This is a genomic window from Aestuariibius violaceus (assembly GCF_040779325.2).
Taxonomy (GTDB): Bacteria; Pseudomonadota; Alphaproteobacteria; order Rhodobacterales; family Rhodobacteraceae; genus Aestuariibius; species Aestuariibius violaceus.
This window is the reverse complement of sequence record NZ_JBFONT020000036.1, coordinates 1-392: the sequence shown is the minus strand read 5'-3', so window position 1 is coordinate 392 and position 392 is coordinate 1. Positions and strand designations below refer to the sequence as shown.

Annotated in this window: 1 pseudogene; it reads right to left on the bottom strand. The window is 55.9% G+C overall.

Features of this window, described 5'->3' with window-relative positions:
* Nucleotides 1-366: pseudogene (locus AADZ90_RS22440) on the bottom strand (IS110 family transposase); the annotation flags it as partial.
* Nucleotides 367-392 lie beyond the last annotated feature (26 nt).

Genomic DNA, 392 nt, shown 5'->3' with positions numbered 1-392 from the left:
CGCTGTCAGCTTCAACTCGATCTCACGTAGCAGCTTCAGCACGTCTTCGTCTGAATGTCGCTTCCTCGCCATGCCCAATCCCCTCTCGCGGCAAATGTAATGGCCCAGTTCTAGGGGGGAAGGACAGTCGTTCTTGCCCCGCTTCACGTAGGGTTTGACGTAGCCGGCGGGCATGAGCTTCACATCATGCCCAAGCTTGCGGAGCTGACGACCCCAATGGTGGGATGATCCGCATGCTTCCATGCCGATGATACAGGGCGGAAGCGTCTCAAAGAATGCCAGCAGCTTCGCTCGCTTGATGGCCTTGTTAAAGATAACTCGGCCGTTCTCCGAAATGCCGTGCACTTGAAAAACATCCTTGGCCAGATCAAGGCCGACGGCCTTTACTGTCA